Source organism: Candidatus Pelagibacter bacterium nBUS_25, assembly GCF_051200975.1.
In the GTDB taxonomy this organism is placed as follows: Bacteria; Pseudomonadota; Alphaproteobacteria; order Pelagibacterales; family Pelagibacteraceae; genus Pelagibacter.
On the sequence record NZ_CP172846.1, the window covers coordinates 902,052 to 917,451 of the forward strand.

A 15,400-nucleotide genomic window follows, 5' to 3' on the forward strand; every position below is an offset into this window, starting at 1 on the left:
GAACAAGATATTATTAAAAATCGAAAATCTAATAATTACCAGTTTAGACGTGAATAATGAATATAAATACTTGGTTGCATTAAATCCAAGTATAAGAAATTCAAAAGAAGAAGATATTTTTAAACTTTCAAAAAGATCAATTTTACAAGAAAAAATAAAAAAAATTGAAATTGAAAAAAATTTTAATAACCCAAAGATACCCCAAAAAATTTTAGAACAAATTTTACAAAATGCTTATTCTAGAATTGGCATTTCTAATCTTAATGATTTTAAAAAATATTTAACCAATAATAATGTAGATTTTAACGATGTAAAAAATAAATTAGAAATTGAAGCCCTGTGGAATGAATTAATTTTAATTAAATTTTCATCAAAAATTAAGATTAACGAAAAAGAATTAAGAGATAGAATAAAAAATAACAACAAATTTTTAAAATCATATTTATTATCTGAAATTTCTTTTGAAATTTCAAATCTTAAAGAGCTAGATAATAAATTTCAAGAAATCAGCAAAGTGATAAGTCATAAGGGTTTTGATTTTGCGGCTCTCAAATACAGTGTATCTCCAACATCTAATTTTGGAGGTAAGTTGAATTGGATTAATGAAAATTCACTGAACAAAAGTATTAAAGCAGCAATAAACAATCTAAAGATAAATGATTTTACAAAACCTATTAATGTGCCAGGTGGTTTTTTGATTTTACAAATTAATGATATAAAAAATACTAAAATTGAAATTGATATTGAAAAAGAATTTAAAAAATTAGAAAATTTTGAAAGAAATAATCAACTAAATCAATATTCAAAAATTTATTTTAATAAAGTTAAAAAAGATTTGGAAATTAGTGAACTATAAACCAATCATTATTGTTGCTGGAGAGCCCAATAGTATTTTTTTTGAACTTTTTTTTAAAGTCATAAGAAGAAAAATAAAATCTCCTATCATTTTGATTGCATCAAAAAAATTACTTTTAAAGCAAGCTAAAATTTTAAAGAAAAAATTTACTTTTAATATTACGAATGAACTAGAAATAATTAATAAAAAAGAAAATTTAAAAAAAATAAACTTAATTGATGTTGATTTTAAACAAGCCTCTGGATTTGATAAAATTACATCAAAATCAAATCATTATATCGCTAACTGTTTTAGTATAGCAATTAGATTGCTCAAAAATAATATAAGTAATAAATTAATTAATGGTCCTATTTCTAAGGAAACTTTTTTAAAAAATAAATATAATGGGATTACCGAATATCTTGCTGATAAAACCAACACAAAAGAGTTTGCAATGATAATTTATAATAAGAACCTTTCTGTTTGTCCTTTAACCACTCACCTTCCAATTAAATATGTTTCAAAAAAAATTAATAAATTAGAAATAATGAATAAAGTAAAACTTATAAATAATTTTTGGAAAAAGAAATTTAATAAGCAAGTTAAAATTGGTGTCACAGGATTAAATCCGCATTGTGAAAGTATTGACGATTTTAATGAAGATAAAAAAATTATTTTACCAGCAATTACGAAGTTAAAAAAGCTTAAATATAATATTGAAGGACCATTAGCAGCAGATACAATTTTTTTAAAAAAAAATAGAAAAAAATTTGATTTAGTAGTTGGAATGTACCATGATCAGGTTCTTGCTCCCATCAAAACTCTTTTTGAATACGATGCAATTAATATAACTATAGGTCTTCCTTTTATAAGAGTTTCCCCTGATCATGGTCCTAATGAATCTATGCTTGGTAAAAATAAATCTAACTATTTAAGTTTGTTTAACTCAATAAAATTCTTAGACTTTTAAGTGATTAGAGCAAAAAAAAGCTTAGGTCAAAATTTCTTAATTGATAAAAATATAATTGATAAAATAATTAATATTGTCTCGATCAATGATAATGAAGTTTTAGAAGTGGGACCTGGTACAGGAAACTTAACAAGAGAAATTTTAAAAAATAATCCAAATAAGCTGTACCTAATTGAAAAGGACACCTTTTTAGCAGAAAATTTAAAGGAAATAATTGATGAACGGGTTAAAATTTTTAACGAAGATATTCTTAAATTTGATGAAAATTCATTATCTAAAAATAAAATTATAGTATTTGGAAACTTGCCATACAATATTTCAACAGAAATATTAAGTAGATGGATTACAAATTTAAAAAATGATTATTGGTTTTCTGATCTTATTTTAATGTTTCAAAAAGAGGTAGCAGACAGAATTATAGCTAAATTTAACACTTCTGCTTATGGAAGATTATCAATTTTAGCTAATTGGAGACTTAATGTTAATAAAATTTGCGACATTACTCCCGAAAGTTTTTCACCAAGACCTAAAATACAAAGCTCATTAATTCACTTTACTCCTAAAAAAGACTTTGCTGAAATTAAAGATCCAATAAATTTAGAAAAAATTACAAGAATATTTTTTAGTCATAGAAGGAAAATGTTAAAAAAACCATTTAACCAAATATTTAATGGAAACACTGATTTACTTAATAAATTTAACTTAGATTTAAATTTAAGGCCTCAAAACTTAGATTTTGATACTTATTATAAATTAACAATTGAGTATGAAAAATTAAGAAGTTAATTTTTCAACATGATTTCGAATATATTCCAAGTCATAATCTTTAGATCCGTTAGAAATTTCAGCATTAATTAAATTGTTAATTTTAGAATAACAATTTTCTAAATTATCATTAACAACTACATAATCATAGTTTATCCAATGAAGGACATCTCTTCCAAATTGCTTCATTCTTTCTTCGGCAATTAATTTATCCTTCATATCTCTATTAGATAATCTTTCAAATAAAACTTCTTTACTGGGAGGCAAAATAAAAAATGTTACTAGTTTATAATCTAACTTTTTATTTTTAATTTGATCTGCACCTTGCCAATCAATATCAAATAAAACATTTTTACCTTTATTTAACCTATCTATTACAGGTGTTCTGGTTGTTCCATAAAAATTACTAAACACTTTTGCGTATTCAAGAAATTCCTGATTATTGATTAATCTTTTAAACTCATTTTCACTAACAAAATAATAGTCTTTATTATTTATCTCATCAGGTCTTGGCTGGCGAGTTGTGTGAGATATGGAAACTTCGTAGTTATCTAATTTAGACAACATTTTAACTAATGTGGTTTTACCCGCTCCAGATGGAGAGGATAAAACAATCATTACCCCATCATTTTCTGAGGGCATTTTAATTATTAGTTCGCTTTTCCTTCGATAAACTTAACCGCATCACCTACAGTTAAAATTTTCTCAGCTTCACTATCTGAAATTTCAGATCCAAATTCTTCTTCGAAAGCCATCACTAATTCTACAGTATCCAAACTATCAGCACCTAAATCATCTATAAAACTAGACTCTTCAGTTACTTTAGCTTCGTCAATCCCTAAGTGATCAGCTACAATTTTTTTTACTTTGCTTGAAACGTCTTCTGACATATTGATCCTTTTTGTTATAAATTCTTATTAGTTTAAAAAGTCATTTTGTCAAGCCATATACATGCCTCCATTAACATGTATTGTCTCCCCATTTATGTAATCAGACTGATCTGAGCATAAAAATAACACAGCATTTGCAATATCATCTGGTTCACCTAATCGTGCAGATGGTATTTTTGATACAATAATCTCTTTGAATTTATCGTCAATCTTATCTGTCATTGCTGTTTTAATAAATCCTGGTGAAATACAATTTACATTAATATGTTTCTTAGCATATTCTATTGCAAGACTTTTTGACATAGCAACAATCCCAGCTTTTGATGCTGTATAGTTTGCTTGTCCTAAATTGCCAGTATGGCCTACTACAGAAGTAATATTTACAATTTTTCCAGATTTATTTTTAAGCATTTTTTTAATAGCAAATTTACTCATTAAAAAAGTTGAAGTTAAGTTTATATTTATAACTTTTTGCCATTCATCCAAACTCATTCTAATTGCAAGGTTATCTTGAGTTATTCCAGCATTATTTACTATACCATCTAAGCTTCCACCTAATTCATTAGTAGCATTTTCAATAAACTCTTCAATTTTATCACTTTGCGAGATGTCAAATTTTAAGATTTTTATATTTTTGAAATTTTTTTTAAGCTCTTCTAGTTTTTCAATTCTAGTTCCAGAAGCCAAAATATTTGCACCCGATTCATTTAATTTTTTAATTATAGAGTTTCCTATTCCCCCCGATGCACCAGTAACAATGATATTTTTATTTTCTAAATTGCTCATATTTTTAAACTCTCAATATCTCCTTGATTATTAATAGTGTCTATTTTCACTTCCTTACTAATTCTTTTAACCAAACCTGATAAAACTTTTCCAGGACCTATTTCAATAAAATGATTTATATCATTATTAATCATATTAATCACACTTTCTCTCCATCGAACTCTATTCTCAATTTGTTTAATTAATAAATCCTTAAGCTCGTCAGTGTTTGATATTTCTTTTGCTGTAACATTTGAGATCAGTTTATTGTCACCTTTTATAAAGTTCAATTTATTTAGTTCTTCACTCATAATGTTTGTTGCTTTATTCATCAAATTACAGTGAAAAGGTGCACTTACAGGTAACTTGATATTCTTAATATTTTTTTCTTTTAAAACTAAAATTAATTTATTTAAATCTTCTATTTTTCCACTTAATACAATTTGACCTTCAGAGTTATCATTGGCAATTTGAGCATTTAAGTTTTGCTCATTATCATTTAATATTTTTTCAATTGTTTCAACAGTTGAACCTAATACTGCAACCATACCTCCCTGCCCTTTAGGAACTGAGTTTTGCATGGCGTCTCCTCTTATTCTTAAGATTTTTAAAGTATTAGAAAAACTTAGATATCCCGCACATGATAGCGCAGAATATTCTCCTAAAGAATGTCCAGCAAAATATTTTGCTTTACTTAAGTCGATATTAAATTCTTTATTGATTACGTTGTAAATTGAGTAGCTTATTAAAAAGATTGCTGGCTGAGTATTTGCCGTTAAGTCTAACTCATCTTTAGGGCCCTCTAGTATAAGCTTAGATATAGGAAAATTTAGCGTATCATCTGCTTCTTTAAAGAGATTTTTAACAATATCAAACTTGTCAAAGAATTCCTTTCCCATTCCAACCATTTGTGATCCTTGACCTGGAAAAATTACTGAAAACATATAAAAAAAACTATCTATTTTGCCTTTTTAACTATTGTAATTGAACATTTATAATAGTATATCCTCACTTTTTATTAAAGAACTTAAATGAATTTATACGAACATACTATTATAGCTAGACAAGATACTTCACCAAGTGAAATTAAGCAATTAACAGAAAAATATTCTAAAATTGTTGAAAAAAATGAGGGTGAAATTGTTAAAACTGAAAATTGGGGATTACTAAACTTATCGTACTTAATTAAAAAAAACAAAAAAGGTAGCTACATTCACTTTAAGATTAAAGGTAAAGGAAATGTAATAGATGAGCTGGAAAAAAATGAAGCAATTGATAAAAAATTATTAAGATACTTAACAGTAAGAGTTAAAAAATTTGATCTAGATGCTAATTACTTTACTAAAAGAGATGATGACGATAAAAAAGAAAGCTACAGAAATTAGTTATGCCTAAAAGACAAAGTGGAAATAAAAAAGGTAAGCAAAGCAACTTTGCAAAATTAAGTATCTTTCAACCAAATAAATATAAATTTAAAAAAACATGTCCATTATCAGCAAAAGGTGCACCTGCTGTTGATTATAAAAACGTAAGACTTCTAAAGAAATATATGTCTGAAAATGGAAAAATTTTACCCTCAAGAATTACCAATGTTTCTCAAAAAAAACAAAGAGAATTATCTCTTTCAATTAAAAGAGCTAGAAACTTAGCATTAATATAGAAATGAAAGTTATTTTATTAGAAAACGTAAAGAGAATTGGTTCTATCGGTGAAGTGATAGAGGTTAAAAGAGGCTATGCTAGAAATTTTTTAATTGCTAACAAAAAAGCATTGTACGCTTCAAAGGAAAATATTTCAGAAGTTGAAAAGATAAAAGCAGACTTATCAAAAAAAGATAGTGAAAAAAAGAAAGAAGCTGCCCAAATTTCAGAACAAATTAATGGCAAAGAATATGAGGTTAAAAAACTAAGCACTGAAAACAATGAATTATATGGATCAGTTAAACCAACTGAAATTTCAAAACTAATTCAAGATGAAAATAAAATTGACATTAAGCCTTCAATGATACAACCTGTTGAAGAAATTAAATCTTTAGGAAAATTTAAAGTAAAAGTTTCTTTGCACTCAGAAGTAGATGCTGAAATTACAATCAGTGTTACATCCGCTGATACGATCCAATAATTATACATTCTTTTCCCCAACAGTAATTAGGAATTTTAATTAAAAAATAATTCTGTAAATTGATATTTGTGGAAAACAATCTAAGCATCGTTAAAGATCAATTCAAAGAATTACCAAATAACATTGAAGCTGAACAAGCAGTTATTGGATCTATATTAGTTAGTAACGATATCTTTGATGAAATTAGTACAATAATTTCAAGTATTAATTTTCATGATCCAATGCACCAAAAAATCTTTGAAGCTATTGAAAGCTTGATTTATAAGGGAATGCTTGCAAATCCTATTACACTTAAAAATTATTTTGAAGATGAAAAAGATGATCTAAATGTTCCAGAATATTTGGTAAAGATAACAAAATTTTCTACATCAGTTCGTCAAGCAGTTGAATATTCAAAAATAATTTATGACATGTTTGTGAGAAGAGAGTTAATTAAAATTTCAGAACAAACCATTGATAGTGCAAAATTAAACGAATTAGATACCAATGGTCAAACTATTATAGAAAATTCTGAAAGACTATTATTTGATTTGGCAGAAAAAGGTTCTTTTAATTCTTCGCTAGTCAAATTTGATGAAGCTATGAAACAAACAATTGAGATGGCATCTGCTGCTTACAAAAATGAAGAAGGTATTGTGGGTGTTCCAACAGGTCTTAGAGATTTAGATGACAAACTTGGTGGTCTTCACCAGTCAGATTTAATTATTATTGCTGGACGACCTTCTATGGGTAAAACATCTCTTGCAACAAATATTGCTTTTAATGCAGCACAAAAATTACAAGACAGTGGAAAAAAATCATCTATCGCTTTCTTTTCACTAGAAATGTCTTCTGAACAATTATCTACAAGAATTATTTCGGAACAAGCAAGAATTAGCTCAAATGATATTAGAAGAGGAAGAATTTCAGATGAACAATTTGATAAATTTTTAGAAACTTCAAAAAATATAGCTGAACTTCCATTGTATATCGATGAGACGCCAGCAATCAGTATTGCCGCAATGAGTAATAGAGCTAGAAGAATTAAAAGATTGTTTGGTCTTGATATGATTGTAGTTGATTATATTCAGCTAATGAGAGGAACAACCTTTAACAAAGATGGGAGAGTTCAAGAAATCTCACAAATCACACAAGGTTTAAAAGCAATTGCAAAAGAATTGGCTGTTCCAGTTGTTGCTTTATCTCAACTTTCAAGACAAGTTGAACAAAGAGATGATCATAAACCTCAGTTAGCTGATCTTAGAGAGTCTGGTTCAATTGAACAGGATGCAGATGTTGTAATGTTTGTTTACAGAGAAGGATATTATTTACAAAGAAAAGAACCAAGAGAAGCAACAGTTGAACATGCAGAGTGGCAAGCAAAAATGAATGAAGTTGCTCACTTAGCTCAAATAATAATAGGGAAACAACGACACGGTCCAATAGGCAATGTAACTCTTGAGTTTGAAGAGAGATTCACTAAATTTAAAGATACTCAAATTAATTAAATTCCAATATAAAAGAGCTAATGATTGCTCAATTGTATCATAATGGAGTTCTGAAAAACCCAAAATCAGTATTTATTTTACTTATTATTGTAATATTAAGCTTTGGTTATTATTCCAAAGATTTCAGACTAGATGCATCTTCTGAAACACTATTGTTAGAGGGTGACCCTGATTTAACTTATCTTCAAGAAGTAACAGAAAGATATGGTTCAAAAAATTTTTTAATTCTTACTTATACTCCAAATGAAGGAATGGTAACTGACAGCTCAATTAATAATCTTTTAAGTTTAAAATATAAAATTCAAAGTCTTAATTGGGTTCATAGCGTTATCACTCTTTTAGATATACCTCTTTTAAGTAATTCAGAACTCTCCTCTACAAGAAAGACTTCAAAGTTTTAAAACATTAAAAGATGAGGGAGTAGATAAAAATCGTGGGTTTAAAGAAATTTTAAACAGTCCTGTGTTTAGAAATTATGTCATTAGTGAAAATGGTAATACGAGCGGCATTATAGTTAACATCAAAGAAAATAAAAAATTAGAAAATATTAAAGATTTATCAAAAGACGAAATAGAAATTTACAAAGATAAGATTAAAAAACAAAATCATGAAAATATATTAGAGATTAGACAAGTTATTCAAAGTTATGGTGATGTAGGTAAGATTTATCTTGGAGGAATTCCGATGATAGCTGATGACATGATGACTTTCATTAAAAGTGACATTATAGTTTTTGGTATAGGGGTTCTTTTATTCATTATTGCAACTTTATGGTTTGTCTTTAGACAGTTAATTTGGATTATTGTTCCAATTTGTAGTTGCTTATTCTCAGTTGTGATTATGATGGGCTTACTAGGAATTCTAGGTTGGAAGGTAACAGTTATTTCTTCTAACTTTATTGCATTAATGCTTATTTTAACAATGGCGATGAATATTCATATGAGTACTCGCTTTCTTCAGCTAAAAAAAGATTACCCTGCTAAAAATAATTTTGAAATTATATCTCTTACAACAAATAAAATGTTTTGGCCTATTTTATATACAGTCTTTACCACTGTCTTTGCTTTTTTATCTCTTATCTTTAGTGGAATTAAACCAATTATTGATTTTGGGTGGATGATGACTTTTGGATTAATCACGTCATTTATTATTACCTTCACCCTTCTTCCGACTCTTTTAAATTTTACACCAACAAAAAATACATCTCTTAAAAAAGAACAAGATTCTAAAATTACAAATTATTTAGGTCTGCTTTCAATAAATAATAAAAATACAATTTTTGGATTAACTGGAATTATTATTATTTTGAGCATAATTGGAATTAGCAAGCTCGAAGTAGAGAATAGCTTTATTAATTACTTTAATAAAAATACTGAAATTTATAAAGGAATGAAACTTATAGACGAAGAATTAGGTGGTACTACTCCACTTGAGGTAATTCTAAAATTTCCTACTGCTGAAAATAAAGATATATCAACTGAAGACGATGAGTTTGAAGATTGGGGTGATGAAGAGGATGAAAATGAAGAAAAATATTGGTTTACTAAAGATAAAGTTGATAAAATAGCATCAGTTCACAATTATCTAGATAGTCTACCAGAAGTTGGAAAAGTTTTATCTTTTTCATCTATCATTGATGTTGCAACACAGCTGAACAACAACAAGCCTCTTGGTACTTTGGAAATGGGCGTTTTGTATTCTAAAATTCCAGAAAGTATAAAAACAGAAATTATTGATCCCTATTTATCTATTGAAAACAATGAAGCTAGAATAAGTTTAAGAATAATTGACTCTCAAAAAAACTTAAGAAGAAATGATTTAATAAATAAAATAAATTTTGATCTTAAAGATAAAATAGGATTAGAGGAAAATGAATTTAAACTAGCTGGAGTTTTAATTTTATTTAATAATTTATTACAAAGTTTATTTAAATCACAAATTCTTACTTTAGGGTTGGTAATGATTGGAATTTTTTCAATGTTTGTAATTCTATTTAGAAATATCAAGTTGTCTTTAATTGGAGTAGTTCCTAATTTTATTGCAGCATTTTTTATTTTAGGAATTATTGGTCTTCTTCGCATCCCATTAGATATGATGACCATTACTATTGCGGCAATAACTATTGGCATAGCTGTAGACAATAGTATTCACTATATTTATAGATTTAAAGAAGAATTTGATAAGATTAAAGATTACAATAAAACTTTAAAAAGATGTCATTCAACCGTTGGTATTGCAATATTGAATACATCCATCACTATTGTTTTTGGTTTTTCAATTTTAGTTTTATCAAAATTTATTCCTACAATTTATTTTGGTGTGTTTACAGGACTTGCAATGTTACTTGCAATGATCTCCGTTTTAACTTTGTTACCTGCTTTGATCTTAACTATTAAACCTTTTGGAAGATAGTTGGTAATGATTGATAGTTTAAAAGATTTTTATAATTTAATATCTATAATTGATCTAATCTACATAATTATTACCTTCTTATCACTTGTTACTTGTTACAAAAAAGGATTTGTCTTAAGTATTTTATCAATGGCTAAATGGTTACTTGCCTACGTCATCACTCTAATTTTATTTCCAAGAATAAAACCATACATTGAGGATATTATTGATAACGAGTATGTCTTAGATATTGGGTTGGGAATTGCTATTTTTATATTGGTTATTTTTTTAGTATTACTTGTGAATAAAGGAATTAGTAAGGCAGTTAGTTACACTGGTATTGGAGGATTAGATTCTACCTTTGGATTCTTTTTTGGGTTTATTCGAGCATATATAATTTCAGTTTGTATTTTCTCTGGCTTTCATATTGTCTACAATTACGATAAATGGCCTATAAATATAGAGCAATCATACATCTTTCCTTACCTTGAAAAAGGTAGTAATTATCTCATAAAAGAATTTCCTAATGAAAAAACATATCAAGATTCTAAAGAAAAAATTAAAGAAATTTGATCCTAAATTAAAAGAAGAATGTGGTGTATTTGGCATAAGTAATTCAAAAGATGCCTCAGCTTTAACAGCTCTTGGTCTTCATGCTCTTCAACACCGTGGTCAAGAAGGCTGTGGAATAGTTTCTTTTGACGGTGAAAAGTATTACTCAGAAAAAAGATTTGGCTTAGTTGGAGACAACTTTAATAAAGAAAAAGTTCTTAAAAATCTTAAAGGAAATCATGCCATCGGTCATAACAGGTACAGCACAACTGGTGAAAATACATTAAGAAATATCCAGCCTTTTTTTGCAGATACTAATGCAGGTGGAATTGGAGTTGCTCATAATGGAAACTTAACAAACTCTATTGCACTTAGAAATAAATTGGTTGAAGATGGAGCTATTTTTTACTCAACATCTGATACAGAAACTATTGTTCAATTAATTGCAAAATCTAAACGACCCAAAACAATTGATAAAGTCGTAGATGCAGTGTTCCAAATTCAAGGAGGTTATGCCTTAGTGATGTTAACACAAAATTCATTGATTGGAGTTAGAGATCCATTTGGGATTAGGCCACTTGTTATTGGAAAATTAGGTAACAGCTATGTACTTGCATCAGAAACTTGTGCATTGGATATTATTGGTGCTAAGTTTGTGAGAGATGTTGAAAATGGTGAGATTGTTTTAATTGAAAATGATAAGTTAGAAAGTATCAAACCCTACCCTCCAAAAAAAGTAAGGCCTTGTGTTTTTGAATATATTTATTTTGCAAGACCTGACAGTATTCTTGACGGTAAAACTGCTTATGAGCATAGAAAAAATATTGGAATTGAGCTTGCTAAAGAAAATGATATTGAAGCAGATATAGTAGTTCCTGTTCCAGACAGTGGTAATGCAGCTGCTCTTGGCTTTGCCCAATGTTTAAAAATAAATTATGAACATGGTTTAATTAGAAATCACTATGTGGGAAGAACATTTATTGAACCAAGTCAAAAAATTAGAAGCTTAGGAGTTAAGCTTAAATTAAATGCAAATCAAACAACTATTAAAGATAAACGAATTATTTTAATTGATGACTCGCTTGTAAGAGGAACTACCTCTCATAAAATTGTTAAAATGTTATATGATGCAGGGGCTAAAGAAGTGCATGTTAAAATTGCCTGTCCTGAAATCAGATATCCAGATTTTTATGGGGTTGATACTCCAACCAAAAAGGAATTGTTAGCTGCTAATAAGACAAATGAGGAAATTTGTGAGTATATTGGAGCTAAATCTCTAAAATTTTTATCTCTTGAAGGATTATATAAAGCAATTGGTTTTGACAAAAGAAATGATACTTACCCACAGCTTACGGATCATTATTTTACAGGGGACTATCCTGTAAAACCTATTGATCAATTAGGAGACAATAAAGTAACTCAATTATCCTTATTAAGCACTGGTTCTAACAATTAAATAGAAAAATTAATTTTTTAATAATTATCTTTAAATTCTAAATTTAAATATTATCTAGATATATATGATCAAATCTAAAGAACAAATAATAGATTATTTTAAATCAGGAATTAAACAGACAAAAGATTTTAGGATTGGGATTGAGCATGAAAAATTTTTGTTCAGTAAAATTGATAATAAAAGAATTAATTATTCAAAAATTAAAGAGATGTTTGCTGCTCTTTTAGAATTTGGCTGGAATCCAATTTTAGAAAAAAAAAATATTATAGGGCTAAACAAAGGTGGCAAAAATATTACTCTTGAACCTGGAAACCAAATAGAATTATCAGGTGATAAACTTAATCATATTCATGAAGCTTGTGCAGAGTCTCAGGATTATCTATTTGAATTAAGACAAGTTACTCAAAAATTAGGTATTAATATTGTAAGTGCTGGATTTGACCCTATTTCAAAATTAGATGAAATTCCAAATAACCCCAAACAACGATATGAGTTAATGACTAAAGACATGCCTCTTGGAGGAGAACTAAGTTTAGATATGATGTATCGAACTTGCGGCACACAACTAAATATCGATTACAACTCTGAAGAGGATTTTATAAAAAAATTTAAAGTTGTTAATTCCATAGTCCCAATTTCAATTGCTTTATTTGCAAACTCAGCAATTGTTGAAAAGAAAAAAAGTAATTATTTATCATATAGATCCAAAGTTTGGCAAAGTACCTCGAGAGGAGGACTTCCTAAATTATTTTTTGAAGAATTAGACTTTGAAAAATATGCAGAATTTTCAATGAATTTTCCAATTTTATTTATTCAACATGAAGGATCATATATTTCTGGAAGAAAATATATTTTTAAAGATTTTATGGAGGGTAAAATTAATGAGATTGGAAACAGACTGCCGACCGAGAGTGATTTAACTACTCACTTAAGTACAATTTTTACAGAAAATAGATTAAAGAAATATATTGAACTTAGGTCAATGGATACTTGTGGTTGGGATTGTCTATGTTCAGGGCCTGCTTTCAATGTTGGGATGCTATATGGAAATTTAAACGAAGTTTATGAGTTAATTTCGACTTGGGATAAAGATAAAATTATTAATGCATATCTAGAAGCTCCCAAAAAAGGATTTAATACTCAACTTATGGGTAAAGATCTTCTTTATTGGGCAAGTACATTATTAGATTTATCTAAAAAAGGATTAGAGGACAGAGATATTTTGAATAAACATGGGAAAAATGAGACATTATTTTTAAATCATTTGCAAAAAGTAATTGATAATAAAACTACTAATGCAGATCATATGATTAGTAAATTTTCTAAAACTGAAGATTTAAGTGAACTATATGACAAATAAAATCGTTGCTATTCAAGGAAATCACCCCTCAAAATTAAACTCTGAAACAGACACAAGTGTTTTTCTTGCTCATGAAATTCAAAGCAAAAACTACAAGATATTTTATTATGACCCAAAAGATTTATCAGTAATTAATTCAAAAGTAATTGCCTCAGGATTCTTTATAAAGTTTAATTATAAAGATAAAAAATTTTTTAAAATCTTAAAAAAACAAAAACTTAATCTTATAAAATGTAAATATATTCTAATTCGTCAAGATCCTCCTTTTAATCTTGAATATATTTCAACAACATACATTCTCGATACAATTAAAGATAAAGTTAAGATTTTAAATAACCCTACTTCAATTAGAAATATATCTGAAAAACTATATTCTGTAAGATACCAAAAATTTATGCCAAGCACTATTTTCACCCAAAATATAAATGAAATTAAAAACTTTTTTAAGACACATAAAAAAGTAATTATAAAACCTATCCATAGTTACGGTGGAAATGACATTCATCTTTTAAACAAATTTAATTCAAAACTAATTAATCAATTTATCAAAAAGCATGATCACATAATGTGTCAAAAATTTTTACCTAAGATTAGCAAAGGTGATAAAAGAGTTTTTTTAATAAATGGTCAAGTATGTGGTGCAATATCTAGAGTTCCAAAACAAGGTTCTTTTTTAAGTAACATGAGCAAAGGTGCAAAACCAATTAATGTCCAATTAACCAAAACTGAACATAAAATTTCAAAATTAATTGCTAAAGATCTTAAAAAAGAAAATATTTTTTTTGCTGGAATAGATTTTATAGATCAAAAATTAAATGGTGATATCAATGTTACATCACCTACAGGATTAAAAACGTTATACGATTTATCAGGAGTTAATCTTGCAAAAATATTTTGGAAAGAATTAAAAGCATGACAAATTTATCAGACCAACAAAAAGGATCTTTTTTAGCATTTGTTGCAGTAATGTTTATTACACCTGATAGTTTATTTATTAGATTATCGAATGTGGATACTTGGGGTTTAGTATTTTATCGTGGAATGATTCCGTTTTTTACTGTCTTGATTGGAATGTTAATCGTTTATAAATCCAATTTTTTTAAGATGTTATTCAATAGTGGTTACCATGGTTTAATTTTTATAACTACTTTCTCTATTACTAATATTACTTTTGTAGTCTCTATCCAGAACACTAATGTAGCTAATACTTTAGTCATGATTGCAATGGCACCTATGTTGTCTGCAATTTTAGGTGCTATTTTCTTAAAAGAGATACCTGATCAAAAAACTTGGGTTGCAATTGCAGTAACATTTTTAGCTGCAGTTTATATTTTCTACGACTCGCTTCAATTAGGGAATGTTTATGGGGATATTTTAGGTTTTATCACAGGTCTTGGACTTGCAATTAATGCTGTGACCATTAGATCAGCTAAGAAAAAAAACTTACTACCTGCAGCAGTTGTCGGGAAATTGTGTGTTGCAATATTCGCTATGTTTTTTATTGAAACCTACACTTTAGTTGACCGAGATTTATTTATTGTACCATTAATGAGTATTATGTGTGTTGCTATTCCTTTTGTGCTTGTAACGATTGCTCCAAGATTTATTCCTGCTGAAGAGGTGAATTTATTCTTCCTATTAGAGACTATTATTGGTCCATTCTGGGTTTGGATGGTAATTAAAGAACAGCCTAGTATTGAGACCATTCAAGGCGGATTAGTCATCATTTTAACAATTGCGATTCACTCATTCCTAAAGCTTAGAAAATCATAAACCTCTAAATACATTTAACTTGATTTGGCCACAAA

At 27.7% G+C, this 15,400-nt stretch carries 16 protein-coding genes and 1 pseudogene; 13 read left to right on the plus strand and 4 right to left on the minus strand.

The genetic code is table 11. The features are described from left to right. The first annotated feature begins 49 nt into the window (after window positions 1–49). From ACIJYH_RS04825 to rsmA, 3 genes are read left to right on the plus strand one after another with little or no spacing between them, the layout of a single operon-like run. Entirely contained in the window at window positions 50–856 is an 807-nt protein-coding gene (locus ACIJYH_RS04825) for a peptidylprolyl isomerase (protein ID WP_435162518.1), read from the plus strand. Then, window positions 846–1,805: a 4-hydroxythreonine-4-phosphate dehydrogenase PdxA gene (locus ACIJYH_RS04830; protein WP_435162519.1), complete on the plus strand. Its 960-nt coding sequence runs from the start codon at window positions 846–848 to the stop codon at window positions 1,803–1,805. Before ACIJYH_RS04825 ends, ACIJYH_RS04830 begins: the two co-directional genes overlap by 11 nt. Then, the gene (gene rsmA, locus ACIJYH_RS04835; RefSeq protein WP_435162520.1) at window positions 1,806–2,591 is read left to right on the plus strand and encodes a 16S rRNA (adenine(1518)-N(6)/adenine(1519)-N(6))-dimethyltransferase RsmA; all 786 of its coding nucleotides are present in this window, start codon (window positions 1,806–1,808) and stop codon (window positions 2,589–2,591) included. On the opposite strand, the gene gmk is transcribed toward rsmA, so the two are convergent. The 4 genes from gmk to fabD are packed head-to-tail and all read right to left on the minus strand — an operon-like array spanning window position 2,580 to window position 5,169. Beyond that, the gene (gene gmk, locus ACIJYH_RS04840) at window positions 2,580–3,212 is read right to left on the minus strand and encodes a guanylate kinase (protein ID WP_435162521.1); all 633 of its coding nucleotides are present in this window, start codon (window positions 3,210–3,212) and stop codon (window positions 2,580–2,582) included. The genes rsmA and gmk overlap by 12 nt on opposite strands. 8 nt (window positions 3,213–3,220) lie before the next feature. After that, window positions 3,221–3,460: an acyl carrier protein gene (locus tag ACIJYH_RS04845; protein WP_008544320.1), complete on the minus strand. Its 240-nt coding sequence runs from the start codon at window positions 3,458–3,460 to the stop codon at window positions 3,221–3,223. A 48-nt stretch (window positions 3,461–3,508) separates the two neighbouring features. Beyond that, window positions 3,509–4,246: a 3-oxoacyl-ACP reductase FabG gene (gene fabG, locus ACIJYH_RS04850; RefSeq protein ID WP_435162522.1), complete on the minus strand. Its 738-nt coding sequence runs from the start codon at window positions 4,244–4,246 to the stop codon at window positions 3,509–3,511. After that, a complete protein-coding gene (gene fabD, locus ACIJYH_RS04855; protein ID WP_435162523.1) occupies window positions 4,243–5,169 on the minus strand; it encodes an ACP S-malonyltransferase in 927 nt (308 codons plus the stop codon). The genes fabG and fabD overlap by 4 nt, the downstream gene beginning before the upstream one ends. An 87-nt stretch (window positions 5,170–5,256) precedes the next feature. On the opposite strand from fabD, the gene rpsF reads away from it, so the two are divergent. The 10 genes and pseudogenes from rpsF (at window position 5,257) to ACIJYH_RS04905 (ending at window position 15,365) form a co-directional block, all read left to right on the plus strand. Then, window positions 5,257–5,610, plus strand: a complete 354-nt coding sequence (gene rpsF / locus ACIJYH_RS04860) for a 30S ribosomal protein S6 (RefSeq protein ID WP_435162524.1) — start codon at window positions 5,257–5,259, stop codon at window positions 5,608–5,610. Window positions 5,611–5,612: 2 nt separating this feature from the next. Beyond that, on the plus strand, window positions 5,613–5,885 hold the full coding sequence (gene rpsR, locus ACIJYH_RS04865) for a 30S ribosomal protein S18 (protein ID WP_435085215.1): 273 nt from the start codon (window positions 5,613–5,615) through the stop codon (window positions 5,883–5,885). A 2-nt stretch (window positions 5,886–5,887) separates the two neighbouring features. Continuing rightward, on the plus strand, window positions 5,888–6,346 hold the full coding sequence (rplI, locus tag ACIJYH_RS04870) for a 50S ribosomal protein L9 (RefSeq protein ID WP_435162525.1): 459 nt from the start codon (window positions 5,888–5,890) through the stop codon (window positions 6,344–6,346). A gap of 68 nt (window positions 6,347–6,414) precedes the next feature. Then, complete coding sequence (locus ACIJYH_RS04875) at window positions 6,415–7,833, plus strand: replicative DNA helicase (protein ID WP_435087648.1); 1,419 nt, start codon at window positions 6,415–6,417, stop codon at window positions 7,831–7,833. Between the two features lie 20 nt (window positions 7,834–7,853). Beyond that, window positions 7,854–10,245: pseudogene (locus ACIJYH_RS04880) on the plus strand (efflux RND transporter permease subunit). A 6-nt stretch (window positions 10,246–10,251) separates the two neighbouring features. Further along, window positions 10,252–10,797 (plus strand): CvpA family protein, encoded by a 546-nt coding sequence (locus tag ACIJYH_RS04885; protein WP_435162526.1) that lies wholly within the window; start codon window positions 10,252–10,254, stop codon window positions 10,795–10,797. Then, window positions 10,751–12,232, plus strand: a complete 1,482-nt coding sequence (purF, locus tag ACIJYH_RS04890; RefSeq protein ID WP_435162527.1) for an amidophosphoribosyltransferase — start codon at window positions 10,751–10,753, stop codon at window positions 12,230–12,232. The genes ACIJYH_RS04885 and purF overlap by 47 nt, the downstream gene beginning before the upstream one ends. 64 nt (window positions 12,233–12,296) lie before the next feature. Then, complete coding sequence (locus ACIJYH_RS04895; protein ID WP_435162528.1) at window positions 12,297–13,592, plus strand: glutamate--cysteine ligase; 1,296 nt, start codon at window positions 12,297–12,299, stop codon at window positions 13,590–13,592. Continuing rightward, window positions 13,582–14,508, plus strand: coding sequence for a glutathione synthase (gshB, locus tag ACIJYH_RS04900; RefSeq protein WP_435162529.1), 927 nt, complete (start codon window positions 13,582–13,584; stop codon window positions 14,506–14,508). The genes ACIJYH_RS04895 and gshB overlap by 11 nt, the downstream gene beginning before the upstream one ends. Then, window positions 14,505–15,365 carry a DMT family transporter gene (locus tag ACIJYH_RS04905; protein ID WP_435095730.1) on the plus strand — a complete coding sequence of 287 codons (861 nt, stop codon included), beginning with the start codon at window positions 14,505–14,507 and terminating at the stop codon, window positions 15,363–15,365. Before gshB ends, ACIJYH_RS04905 begins: the two co-directional genes overlap by 4 nt. Window positions 15,366–15,400 lie beyond the last annotated feature (35 nt).

Coding starts and splice junctions, on each gene's coding strand:
- rpsF (WP_435162524.1), top strand. CDS start 5,257: ATGAATTTATACGAACATACTATTATAGCTAGACAAGATACTTCACCA.
- ACIJYH_RS04845 (WP_008544320.1), bottom strand. CDS start 3,460: ATGTCAGAAGACGTTTCAAGCAAAGTAAAAAAAATTGTAGCTGATCAC.
- rpsR (WP_435085215.1), top strand. CDS start 5,613: ATGCCTAAAAGACAAAGTGGAAATAAAAAAGGTAAGCAAAGCAACTTT.
- gmk (WP_435162521.1), bottom strand. CDS start 3,212: ATGCCCTCAGAAAATGATGGGGTAATGATTGTTTTATCCTCTCCATCT.
- fabD (WP_435162523.1), bottom strand. CDS start 5,169: ATGTTTTCAGTAATTTTTCCAGGTCAAGGATCACAAATGGTTGGAATG.
- ACIJYH_RS04885 (WP_435162526.1), top strand. CDS start 10,252: ATGATTGATAGTTTAAAAGATTTTTATAATTTAATATCTATAATTGAT.
- purF (WP_435162527.1), top strand. CDS start 10,751: ATGAAAAAACATATCAAGATTCTAAAGAAAAAATTAAAGAAATTTGAT.
- gshB (WP_435162529.1), top strand. CDS start 13,582: ATGACAAATAAAATCGTTGCTATTCAAGGAAATCACCCCTCAAAATTA.
- fabG (WP_435162522.1), bottom strand. CDS start 4,246: ATGAGCAATTTAGAAAATAAAAATATCATTGTTACTGGTGCATCGGGG.
- rplI (WP_435162525.1), top strand. CDS start 5,888: ATGAAAGTTATTTTATTAGAAAACGTAAAGAGAATTGGTTCTATCGGT.
- ACIJYH_RS04895 (WP_435162528.1), top strand. CDS start 12,297: ATGATCAAATCTAAAGAACAAATAATAGATTATTTTAAATCAGGAATT.
- ACIJYH_RS04905 (WP_435095730.1), top strand. CDS start 14,505: ATGACAAATTTATCAGACCAACAAAAAGGATCTTTTTTAGCATTTGTT.